This is a genomic window from uncultured Helicobacter sp. (assembly GCF_947367035.1).
In the GTDB taxonomy this organism is placed as follows: Bacteria; Campylobacterota; Campylobacteria; order Campylobacterales; family Helicobacteraceae; genus Helicobacter_D.
Map to the genome: position 1 here is coordinate 20,757 of NZ_CANBCA010000018.1, position 11,735 is coordinate 32,491.

The 11,735-nt window shown below is 34.3% G+C and carries 9 protein-coding genes and 1 tRNA gene; all 10 read left to right on the forward strand.

Annotation, left to right across the window (positions count from 1 at the left end; translation table 11 throughout):
* The first annotated feature begins 6 nt into the window (after nt 1–6).
* Nucleotides 7–2,550: an AsmA-like C-terminal region-containing protein gene (locus Q0Y61_RS06835; RefSeq protein WP_297813397.1), complete on the forward strand. Its 2,544-nt coding sequence runs from the start codon at nt 7–9 to the stop codon at nt 2,548–2,550.
* Complete coding sequence (locus Q0Y61_RS06840) at nt 2,531–3,238, forward strand: small multi-drug export protein (RefSeq protein ID WP_297813401.1); 708 nt, start codon at nt 2,531–2,533, stop codon at nt 3,236–3,238. Before Q0Y61_RS06835 ends, Q0Y61_RS06840 begins: the two co-directional genes overlap by 20 nt.
* Nucleotides 3,235–3,993, forward strand: coding sequence for an exodeoxyribonuclease III (locus Q0Y61_RS06845; RefSeq protein WP_297813404.1), 759 nt, complete (start codon nt 3,235–3,237; stop codon nt 3,991–3,993). The genes Q0Y61_RS06840 and Q0Y61_RS06845 overlap by 4 nt, the downstream gene beginning before the upstream one ends.
* Nucleotides 3,980–4,432: an rRNA maturation RNase YbeY gene (gene ybeY / locus Q0Y61_RS06850; protein ID WP_297813407.1), complete on the forward strand. Its 453-nt coding sequence runs from the start codon at nt 3,980–3,982 to the stop codon at nt 4,430–4,432. The genes Q0Y61_RS06845 and ybeY overlap by 14 nt, the downstream gene beginning before the upstream one ends.
* Before the next feature lie 15 nt (nt 4,433–4,447).
* Complete coding sequence (locus Q0Y61_RS06855; protein ID WP_297813410.1) at nt 4,448–5,074, forward strand: metal-dependent hydrolase; 627 nt, start codon at nt 4,448–4,450, stop codon at nt 5,072–5,074.
* A 120-nt stretch (nt 5,075–5,194) separates the two neighbouring features.
* A complete protein-coding gene (locus tag Q0Y61_RS06860; protein ID WP_297813413.1) occupies nt 5,195–5,974 on the forward strand; it encodes a phosphatidate cytidylyltransferase in 780 nt (259 codons plus the stop codon).
* Nucleotides 5,974–7,110 carry a 1-deoxy-D-xylulose-5-phosphate reductoisomerase gene (gene dxr, locus Q0Y61_RS06865; protein WP_297813416.1) on the forward strand — a complete coding sequence of 379 codons (1,137 nt, stop codon included), beginning with the start codon at nt 5,974–5,976 and terminating at the stop codon, nt 7,108–7,110. Before Q0Y61_RS06860 ends, dxr begins: the two co-directional genes overlap by 1 nt.
* An 85-nt stretch (nt 7,111–7,195) precedes the next feature.
* Nucleotides 7,196–8,611: a Do family serine endopeptidase gene (locus tag Q0Y61_RS06870; RefSeq protein WP_297813419.1), complete on the forward strand. Its 1,416-nt coding sequence runs from the start codon at nt 7,196–7,198 to the stop codon at nt 8,609–8,611.
* A 238-nt stretch (nt 8,612–8,849) separates the two neighbouring features.
* Nucleotides 8,850–11,429 (forward strand): AAA family ATPase, encoded by a 2,580-nt coding sequence (locus tag Q0Y61_RS06875; RefSeq protein WP_297813422.1) that lies wholly within the window; start codon nt 8,850–8,852, stop codon nt 11,427–11,429.
* A 107-nt stretch (nt 11,430–11,536) separates the two neighbouring features.
* Nucleotides 11,537–11,614: transfer RNA gene (locus Q0Y61_RS06880), tRNA-Pro, on the forward strand.
* Nucleotides 11,615–11,735 lie beyond the last annotated feature (121 nt).

The following is an 11,735-nucleotide window of genomic DNA, read 5'->3' on the forward strand; positions in this document are numbered from 1 at the left end:
AAATTTATGAAAAAAATTTTGAAATACTTAGGAATCTTTGTTGTTGCATTACTACTTATTACAAGTGGAACTCTAGCTTGGTTATTCTCAAGCAGTGGAAATGAATTTTTAAAAAACAAAATCATACAGATTGCAAACGAGAAAGCTCCTATTGGTTTAGAATTTACGCACTTTAAACTAGGATTTAATTCGTATGCTTTTAGTCTGACAGATAAGCAAAAATCTCAAATTGCACTCAATGGAGATTATTCACTTTTTACACTCAATACTAACGCAAAAATTTATGCAATCATTAAAGATTTAAGCCCTTATGAGCAACTCATCGGAATGAAATTAAATGGTGGAATCAACCTTAATGGAGATATAGTAAAAAAATCTAATGATTTGGAAGTAAAAGCAGATATTAACGCATTTAATAGCACAATCCATACCGACATCACATTAGAAAACTATAATCCAAGACGTTTGTTTATTACAACTGAAGATGGGATTAAGCTAGAATCTCTACTTGCTTTTTTAAACCAGCCCAAATACGCAAGTGGTAAGATTTTGTTAAATGCTGATATGGATATTTCTGACTTAAATGCGCCAAGTGGTGGATTCCAAATTGCTTCTAATGCAATTTCTCCAAATATTACACTTCTCAACAAGTCTTATGGGATTCTCTTGCCCAATGATCCCATTAAACTTGCAATGAATGGAAAGGCGCAAAAAGACCATATTATCACAACTTTACTTGCTTCCTCTAGTTATCTAAAATTAAGTTCTGATAACTTAAAAGCTAGTTTAAAAGATTATGCAACCAATGGAGATATTTTGATAAATCTTGAAAAAATTAGCCTCAATGGAATCGCACTTAAATCCCCAATAGTAGCAAACATTAATCTCAAATCAAGCAATATTACAGACCAAGAGGCAGCTCTTGCTCTCCATCTCATTAAAAATCCTATTTTAGCCCATATCAACCTACCAAACTACACACCCACAGACTTGACAATTCGTGCGCAGGATTTAAGCTTAAAAGAGATTTTAAATCTTGTTGCAAACTATACCAATACTGCTCCTTATGATGTGAATGGTGTAGTCAGCTTAAATGCCAAAGTAGATAAAATTAATTTAAATACCCTCAACTATCAACTAGACGCTAACCTTAAAAGCCAAATTGCAAGCTTAAATTTAGAAGGGTTACAAATTGCTAACAACAATACTCTAAATGCCCAAATCAATGGAGACTCTAAAAAACTTAAAGCACAAGCACAAAGTGATTTATTTGACTCTAAACTCGTTGCGAATGCGGTTTTAAATGATTATTCTCCTGCAAATGTAGAAGTAGAAGTTAATCATCTTAACTTGCAAAAATTTGCTAAGCTATTAAAATATGATGTGCAGGGGCAACTAGACGCAAAAGCAAATCTCAAAAATTTTAAAAATTCTAGTTTTGATGGGGACTTTAGTATAGATTCCAAGCAAATCACTCTTACAAAAGCTACTCTTAATGCGTTAAGTGGAATGAAATTTAAACAAGATATTTCCTTAGCACTCAATGGAAATGGGAGTTTAAAAAATGGGAATGGTGAAGCTCAAATCAAAGCTAATGGTAAAGATTTGAATGTTGAAATCTATAATGCCAAAATCAATTTACCTCAAGATGCTTATAGCGCAAACTTTACTTTCAACACTCCAGATATTGCCAATATCAATCCATTAGATATGACATTAAAGGGTGCATTGTCTCTTAAAGGAAGTGCAGGATTTGCCAATGGAATCCCAAGCTTTAATTTGCAAAATAAAGATTTTGGTGATTTAAATGTTCAGCTTAAGGAAGAAAGATTTACTTTGCAAGGTGCAAATTTAGATGTGAAAAAAATTGCTAATTTTACAGGTAATGGCAAGCTAGTTAAAGGAGGCATTATCAATACTAATGCAGATTTAACTATTAAAGGCAAAGACTCTAAGACAATTTTAGCAAATCTCAATGGTGTTGCAGAACTCAATAGTAAAAATTTAGAAATTTATAGCGTAGATATTGATGCGCTTGTAAGCAACTTTGAAAAAACCAATAGCATAAACCTATTAGATGTAGGTGCATTTGTGCTTGCAGGTCCTTTAGGGGTTGCCGTGACAAAAGGGACAAATGTCAGTATGCTAGGACTAAATGCAGTTATAGAATCTAAAAGCGTTATCAAAGAATTGGAAGCAAAATTTAATGTAAAAAATGGAATCGCCACTGCACAGGATGTAGCTTTTGCCACAGGAAAAACTAGAATTGCCGCAATCGGTGCTATTAATCTAAACAACAATGCTTTCCAAAATTTTACGATTGGATTATTAGATAATAAGGATTGTGCAAAATATTCTCAAAAAATTAAAGGAACATTAGATAGTCCCAAAATTGAAGTAACACAAACAACGATTTCAACTGCGGTTAATCTTGCGACTTCTCTCTTTGGTCAATTAAAAAAAGGTGCGCAAAATGTTGCTAAACCTGTAATTGGTGATACAGGCAAATGTGAGCCATTTTATACAGGAAGTGTCCGACATCCAAAATAATATGAGAGATTCCACACTTTATCGCTTAATCTTAACACAGCCTCATAGTATAGAGACAAAACTTTTAGTCTGTGGAATCGCACTATTAGCCTTTTATGGCATTACGATTCTTATTTGTTTGTTGCTTCAAAATGGTGTGGGTGATAAACTCTTAAGTGTAAGTTTAAGCTCACTAATTTTTGGGCGAGCAGCAGGAATCTCTCTAGCTTTGGCATTGGGATTTAATATGATTTGGGCTACAATTTTAAATATTTATATTGAAAATACCCTTGTGATTATCCTTTATCCCCTTTTTGTATGGAGCATAGAAGGAATTAGCACTTTTAAAAAGACAGAAAAATTTTTCCGTTCAATTTATGAAGTTGCACAAAAATATGAAAAACCAATTCAAAAATATGGAATTTTGGGTCTCTTTGTATTTGTTTGGTTGCCCTTTTGGATGACAGGACCTATCGTGGGTGCAGCTATTGGATATTTTATGCGTTTAAATGTTTTTCTTAATCTTGGGGTGGTGTTAAGTGGGACAAACTTTGCGATTCTATGTTGGGCATATCTATTGGAACATTTAGATTCTAAGTTAAAATACTTTGGTCAAAACACAATGTGGGTGTTACTTGGCGTGTTTATTAGTTTAGCGATTTTTGGAACATTGTTTGCCAAATTGAGGAAAAAGAAAGGAGAAGAATGAAAATAATTTCTTGGAATGTGAATGGCTTACGTGCTTGTATGAATAAAGGCTTTATGGATTTTTTTAACGCAATGAATGCAGATGTATTTTGCATTCAAGAATCCAAAATGCAACGCGACCAAGCAGATTTTGATTTCCCAAACTATCAAGAATATTGGAATAGTGCGGAAAAAAAGGGGTACTCTGGCGTAATCATTCTTAGTAAATCTGAACCTGTTAGCGTTCATTACGATATGGGCATTGCTCATCACGATAAAGAAGGACGCATTATTACAGCAGAATATGAGGATTTCTATCTCGTGAATGTCTATACTCCCAATTCCAAGCGAGAATTAGAAAGGCTAGAATATCGTATGGAGTGGGAAGATGATTTTAGACAATTTTTAAAGAATTTAGAAAATAAAAAACCTGTTATCGTGTGCGGAGATTTGAATGTTGCCCATCAAGAAATTGATCTAAAAAATCCTAAAAGCAATCGTAGAAATGCTGGATTTACTGATGAAGAGCGTAAAAAAATTAGCGAATTACTAAATGCTGGATTCACAGATACTTTTCGTTATTTTTATCCCAACTTAGAAAATGCCTATACCTGGTGGAGTTATATGGGAAAAGCAAGAGTAAATAATACAGGGTGGCGGATTGATTATTTCTTATGCTCTTGCGTCTTAAATTCTAAGCTAATTGACGCAAAAATTTATCCTGAAATCTTAGGAAGTGACCATTGTCCTGTGGGGTTAGAAATTGAAGCACATTGACATAGACAACCAGAGCAATTTTACATTAAAAGAAGAATTTTTAGTTTTTTTAGATTCTATTTTGCAAACTACTCTACAAGATTTGAAATTACCACCAAAATCTTGCGAATTATTATTGGTAGATAATGCAAAAATTGCTGCTTTTAATTCAGAATTTCGTGGTATAAATTCCCCTACCGATGTGCTTTCATTTCCTTTAGAATCAGAGTTTAGCCTAATTTTAGGGAGTGTAATTATCTCTGTGGAGTATGCACAAAAGGTAAGTCAAGAATTAAAACATACTTTAGAAGATGAAATTGCTTTGCTTTTTATCCACGGCATTTTGCATTTGGTAGGCTTTAATCACGAAATAGATAATGGGGAGCAAAGGGTAAAAGAGGGAGAATTGGTTACTAAATTCCATTTACCTCAAAGCTTAATTGTCCGCACACAATCATAAATTGAAAGATTTTATATGCTAGGTAAAACACATATCAGCTTTGGACTTGGACTTAGTGCTTGTGGAATCGTTGGGTTTAATGCGCTTTCTAGCACTCCTTTAAGTGGAGCAGGTTTGAGTATATTCTATGGTGCAGTTGCGCTTGGCTCACTTGTGCCAGACATTGATGAACCAAACTCTCTATTGGGCAAAAAAACACTAGGTATTTCTAACCTTATTAAAACAATTTTTGGGCATCGTGGTTTCACACATAGCCTTTGCTTTATTCTTTTAATGGGAGTTTTATTGTTTCTCTTAAGCACTTTAGATGAAAATTTTTGGAAAGAGATTCCACTTGTAGCTGATGTCATTAAACAATTTGGTAGCGTAGAGTCAAAAAATATTAATATTACAATCTTTAGTATTGGCTTACTACTTGGTTGTATCTTTCATCTTATAGGCGATATGATGACATTAAGCGGTGTGCCATTGTTCTTACCTTTTAAAAGATGCAATTATCATATTGTGCCAAGTTTTATGCGCTTTAAGACAGGAGGAATCCCAGATAAACTCATCACCGCATTAAGTTTAGGAATCTTTGGTTATTTAAACCTAGAACTCCTAGGTTTTAGTGCGAATCTTAAAGAATTCTTTTTCTCTTGATGTTAAATTATCATTAGCCCAAAGTAAGGCTTTGTAAAGTTATTTTCAAGTGCTTTAAAAGTTTTTTGAGTTATAATTTGAGCTTAAATTCATTAAATCTTAAGAATTTCAGGAACTTTTATGCTTAAAAATTTAAAGCTGATTGAGCCTATACGTCTCTATACTGCAATGGTTATGCTAATTGCCATTGTCTTAATTGTCCTCTTTCATCATCCTTTACTTTTATGGGCAGTACTTGGGGTGGCATTTATCATTGGTTTTTATGAATCCTACAAACTTTATAACCAAACAACTCCTCGCCCTCTCTTTTTATCTTTTGCGATTCTAATATGGTTGAGCGTTTATTACTTAGAATCTCCCCTTGGTGTTTTTGTTATTTTAATTTTTCTAGGCGCATACCAAAGCTATACCAAAAAGGGCAAATTAGAGCAAATGTTACCTTTTATTTACCCTACGATTCCATTTATCTTTTTATATTTGCTTTATTTGGACGATTCTATTAATGCAATTATTTGGCTCATTGTCATTGTGGGACTTACGGATAGTTTTGCATACTTTGGAGGCAAACTTCTAGGAAGCAAACTCTTTGCCAATAGTGCTTTCTGCCCCACCTCTCCCAACAAAACGAAAGAAGGTGTGTTAGTGGGAGTTGGAATCGCAACTTTGATTGGTTCTTTAATGGGACTTGGAGTGTGTGGATTTTTCACTTCCCTTGTGCTGACATTTATTACAAGTATTACAAGTGTTTTTGGTGATTTATATGAAAGCTACCTTAAACGTCAAGCAGGAGTGAAAGACAGCGGCTCTATCCTACCTGGACACGGAGGAATCCTTGACCGCTTAGATGGCTACTTTTTTGCCGTTATTATACTTTATACGCTTTTACGAGTGGTTCAATAATGATTATTCTTGGTTCTAGTGGTTCTATCGGTGTGAATGCACTAGAAATAGCCAAACGCTTTGGGTTGGAAGTTGAGGTGCTAGGTGTAGGTAGAAATATTACACTTTTAAACGCGCAAATCTTAAAACATCACCCAAAAGCCATAATTATTGCCCAAGAACAGGATATTTCTAAGATTACCCCGAACTTTCAAGGAGAAATTTATATTGGCAAAGAGGGGATCTTAAAAGCAATAAAAGATTCTAAATCCAAATTGGTTATTAATGCCCTTAGCGGGTTTCTAGGCTTAGAGCCTACGCTTTATGCTATGGATTGTGGCAAAACTATCGCGCTAGCCAACAAAGAAAGTTTAGTTGCAGGGGGAGGATTTGTGGATATTTCAAAAATCATTCCTATTGATAGCGAACATTTTAGCCTAAGCTATTTATTAGGATTCCACGAATCTCCTCGCCCTTTTAGAAATCTTTATATTACTGCAAGTGGGGGAGCATTTCGTGATACAAATTTAAATGCGATTCCTCATCAAAATGCAGCAAATGCCCTTAAACACCCAAATTGGCAAATGGGCAAAAAAATCACGATTGATTCTGCAACAATGGTTAATAAACTCTTTGAAATCTTAGAAGCCTATTGGCTTTTTAGCAGCAAAAACATTGATGCTCTCATAGAACGCAATTCTCACATTCACGCTCTAATAGAATTTTGGGACGGAAGTGTTGTTGCGCATTTTGCTAGTGCAAATATGCAACTGCCTATTGCGTATGCAATCTGTTTTGGTCTTGGACTGCCAGAATCCTTTTTAAATCCATTCAAAAACATTGATAAATCCACGCCAATCATTGAGAGGCTAAACTTTCAAAACAAAAATTATCATCTCCAAACAATTGAAATTTCTCGTTATCCTTTATGGAATCTTAAAAATGAATTATTAGATAATCCTAAGCTAGGTTTAATTCTAAATGCTGCAAATGAAATTGTGGTAGAAGCCTTTTTACAGGACTCTATTCCTTTTGGTGTGATTCCAAAAATCGTGCAAGATTGTATGCAAACTTTTAAGAAAAGAGATTTTAAAAATAGAGAAGAAATCTTTGCTTTAGATAAAGAAGTGAGAGATTATGTTCAAAGCAAACTCTGATTGCCCTTTTTATCTCTCATTTGATTCATTATTGATTGATTTACATTTTTTTGAAATAATATCAATAAAATTTTAAGGAGCAATAATGAAAGCTAAAACTTTATTCTTAAGCGCACTATTAGCTGGCAATGTTTTCGCCTTTGAAGTCGCTGAATTACCAAATATTACAGAGAGAGAAACTCCAAATATCTCACAAACCAAAATCTACTCTTATTATGATTCTATCAAAGATGCTAAAAACGCTGTGGTCAATATCTCCACACAAAAAAAGGTTAAAGCACCCAATCTACAAGGGCACCCATTATTTAATGATCCTTTTTTTAAGCAATTCTTTGGTGATGCGTTTGGTGCGATGATTCCAAAAGACCGCGTAGAAAGAAGTCTAGGGAGTGGAGTGATAATTTCTAATGATGGTTACATTGTAACTAATAATCACGTGATTGATGGGGCGGATAAAATCTTAGTTGCTATGCCAGAGAGCAACAAAGAATATGAAGCCAAAGTTATTGGTAAAGATTCTAAAAGTGATTTAGCCATTATTAAAATTAATGCAAAAAATCTACCATTTTTGAAATTTTCCTCTAGTAATGATTTGCAAGTCGGAGATGTTGTTTTTGCAATTGGTAATCCCTTTGGTGTAGGTGAAAGTATTACACAAGGCATTATCTCCGCCCTTAATAAAAGTGGAATCGGAATTAACGATTATGAAAACTTTATCCAAACCGATGCTTCTATTAATCCCGGAAATAGCGGTGGCGCACTCGTGGATAGTCGGGGTGGCTTAATTGGAATCAATACTGCAATCCTCTCTCGCACAGGAGGAAATCATGGAATCGGATTTGCGATTCCTAGTGAAATGGTGAAAAAAATCTCCAAAGCTCTCATTGAAGATGGTGTGATTGAACGCGGATATTTAGGAGTTAGCATTCAAGATATTAGTGGGGATTTGCAAGAAGTATATAAAAATCAAAAAGGTGCGGTTGTTATTGCGATTGAAAAAGATTCTCCTGCGGATAAAAGCGGTTTAAAAGTTTGGGATTTAATCATTAAAGTTAATCATAAAGAGATTAAAGGAGCGGCGGATTTAAAAAATATTATCGGCACTTTCAATCCAAAAGATAAAGTAAGCTTAACGATTCTAAGAGATAGAAAAGAACAAACCATAAATCTAGCACTTACTAAAGCACCCAATGAAATACAACAAAAAAATATAAAAGAAAATAGCGGAATTGCTGGACTTGAAATTAGTGCTCTCAATTCAGAAACAAAATCAAAATATGGAATCCCAAACCATATACAAGGTGTCTTGGTTGCAAATGTCCAAGCCAATAGTAAAGCGGAAGAATTAGGCTTTAATAGTGGAGACATTATTATCCAAATTGAAAGCTTTAGCATTAGTGATATTAAAAGCTTCAGCGATGCAATGAATCGGTATAAAGGACAAACTAAACGTATGTTAATTAATCGTAATGGAAGAATCCTTAGTATCGTGGCAAAATAATATCACTAGACTAAGCCCTTCAAGGGCTTAATTTTCTCACTTGATTCATACTAAAATTCAACAATTTCTCCTTATTTAAATATACCAAAAAACACAAAATCAATTCAAATTTTGTGTTACAAACTTTTATTGTTTTAGTAAAATTATTTAGAAAGTTTTAGTAATTTATCATTATGAAACTTGACAATATTAGACTAAATTTATATAATTTTGATAAATTTTAAGTAAAGGAGTTTTTATGAATCTTTTAGAAAAATTAACTAATACTCTACAAGAAACATTAGAGCAGGGAGCTTCTCTTGCATTGCATAATAAAAATCAAGAAATTGAGCCTATTCATCTTTTTTGGGCAATGCTAACGAATACAAATTCGTTACTTAATCAAGCACTTAATCGTCTAAATTGCGATAAAAATGCACTAGAGCTAGAAGCCAAAAGTATCGCAGGAAATTTACCCAAAAGCAGTCAAGTCAGTAAAGAAAATTTAAAAATTTCGCGCAATCTTAACGAATCTTTCAATCTTGCAGATGGCTTAGCAACAAGCAATGGGGATTCTTACATTGCGTTGGATACTTTCATTTTGAGTTCATTGCAAAATGAATCTATTAAACAACTCTTTAGCAAATATTTGGATATTAATGAACTCAAGAAAACTTTTGAAGCAATGCGAGCGGGAGCGAAAATTAATTCACAAAGTGGTGATGAAAACTTAGAAAGTTTAGAAAAATTTGGTATTGATTTAACCAAAAAAGCACTTGAGGGCAAACTAGATCCTGTGATTGGTAGAGATGAAGAAATCACACATATGATGCAAATCCTTATTCGCAAAACAAAAAATAATCCGATTCTACTTGGTGAGCCAGGAGTAGGTAAAACTGCTATCGTAGAAGGACTTGCACAAAGAATTATTAAAAAAGAAGTGCCAATTTCTTTGCAGAATAAACGTGTCATTGCTCTTGATATGAGTGCTTTAATCGCGGGTGCAAAATATCGTGGAGAGTTTGAAGATAGATTAAAAAAAGTGATAGACGAAGTGAAAAAAAGTGGAAATATCATTTTGTTTATTGATGAAATTCACACAATTGTAGGAGCTGGTGCGAGTGAGGGTAGTATGGACGCAGCAAATATCCTAAAACCTGCTTTAGCGCGTGGAGAATTACATACGATTGGAGCAACCACGCTTAAAGAATATCGCAAGTATTTTGAAAAAGACGCAGCGTTACAGCGTAGATTCCAACCTGTAACCTTAAATGAACCTAATGTAAATGAAGCATTACAAATCTTGCGTGGAATCAAAGAGAAACTAGAAGCACACCACAATGTAACGATAACCGATAGCGCGTTAGTTGCAGCTGCCAAACTCTCTAACCGCTATATTACCGATAGATTTTTACCTGATAAAGCTATTGATTTAATTGATGAGGCAGCCGCAGAACTTAAAATGCAAATTGAATCTGAACCTAGTGAGTTAGCAAAAGTTAAGCGCGAAATGGAATCTTTACAGGTAGAAAAAGAAGCCCTTTTAATGGAAAAAAATGACAAAAATAATGTGCGTTTAGAGGAAATCAAAAAGGAAATTGAAAATAAAAATGAGAGGAAAAAAGCCTTAGAGGTGCAATTTGAGAGTGAAAAGCAAGTTTTTAACACTATTGCAAACATCAAAATCCAAATTGATTCCTTAAGAACTGAGAGCGAGTTAGCAAAGCGCAATAGCGACTTTAACAAAGCAGCAGAAATTGACTATGGTAAGATTCCAGAATTAGAGAAAGAATTAGAATCCCAAAACGAAAAATGGGGAAAAATGCAAGAAGCAGGAACTTTACTTAAAAACGCAGTCTTACCAGAATCTATTGCTTCTGTGATTAGTCGTTGGACACAGATTCCTATTAAGAAAATGCTTCAAGATGAAAAGGATAAAATCCTAAGTATTGAAAATGAATTAAAAAAAGATGTAGTAGGACAAGACAAAGCTTTACACGCAATCGCAAGAGCTATTAAACGCAATAAAGCGGGTTTAAGTGAGCTGAATCGCCCGATTGGAAGCTTTTTATTTTTAGGACCAACAGGAGTTGGCAAGACAGAATCTGCCAAAACTCTCGCACGATTCCTCTTTGATAGCGAGAAAAACCTCATACGCATTGATATGAGTGAGTATATGGAAAAACACGCAGCAAGTCGTCTTGTTGGTGCTCCTCCAGGATATGTTGGTTACGAAGAAGGTGGGCAACTCACGGAAGCAGTGCGCCGTAAGCCTTATAGTGTCGTGCTTTTTGATGAAATTGAAAAGGCACACCCCGATGTCTTTAATATGCTGTTACAAGTCCTTGATGATGGGCGTTTAACGGATAATAAAGGTGTTACAATTGACTTTAGAAATACTATTATTATTTTAACGAGCAATATCGCAAGCAATGCAATTATGGAGTTAAAAGACGAGAAAGAACGAGAAAATGCGGTTAAAGAAGCACTCAAGAATTATTTTAAACCAGAATTTTTAAATCGTTTAGATGATATTGTTATTTTCAATCCACTTGGATTGGAACAAATTACACATATTGTAGAGATTTTATTTAAAGCAATAGAGAGAAAAGTGAATGAACGCGACATTAACATAGTGCTTGAGCCAAGTGCAAAAGAGTGGATTGCAAAAGTGGGTTTTGACCCAACTTTTGGTGCGCGTCCGCTTAAGAGAGCACTTTATGAGGAAGTAGAAGATCGCTTAGCTGATTTAATTTTAGAGGGCAAAATTAAAGAAGGAAGCAAAGTTACCTTTTATGCGCAAAACGATGTAATGAAAACGCGTATAGAATCGTTATAAGTTTAGTAGAATCTAATGGGCATTGTCTTGCTCTTAAGATTCTATTCTTGCAATCTTTTTCATTTTAATTTAATATTTTTTTGCTATTATCACAATTCCATTTTATTCGGAGTATAGCGCAGCCTGGCTAGCGCACACCCTTGGGGTGGGTGAGGTCGTGGGTTCAAATCCCGCTACTCCGACCATTATCTACAAAATTACAATAATCCAAAAATAAATTTGCAACTACATCATTGGTGCTACGCAAGTGAAACAAAACTATCCATAATAAATATCTAGTTGATAAAATAATAGATTCACACGAAG

Excerpts from the sequence above, each read along its gene's own strand:
- Q0Y61_RS06835 (WP_297813397.1), top strand. The coding sequence starts at position 7 with ATGAAAAAAATTTTGAAATACTTAGGAATCTTTGTTGTTGCATTACTA.
- Q0Y61_RS06845 (WP_297813404.1), top strand. The coding sequence starts at position 3,235 with ATGAAAATAATTTCTTGGAATGTGAATGGCTTACGTGCTTGTATGAAT.
- Q0Y61_RS06855 (WP_297813410.1), top strand. The coding sequence starts at position 4,448 with ATGCTAGGTAAAACACATATCAGCTTTGGACTTGGACTTAGTGCTTGT.
- Q0Y61_RS06860 (WP_297813413.1), top strand. The coding sequence starts at position 5,195 with ATGCTTAAAAATTTAAAGCTGATTGAGCCTATACGTCTCTATACTGCA.
- dxr (WP_297813416.1), top strand. The coding sequence starts at position 5,974 with ATGATTATTCTTGGTTCTAGTGGTTCTATCGGTGTGAATGCACTAGAA.
- Q0Y61_RS06870 (WP_297813419.1), top strand. The coding sequence starts at position 7,196 with ATGAAAGCTAAAACTTTATTCTTAAGCGCACTATTAGCTGGCAATGTT.
- Q0Y61_RS06875 (WP_297813422.1), top strand. The coding sequence starts at position 8,850 with ATGAATCTTTTAGAAAAATTAACTAATACTCTACAAGAAACATTAGAG.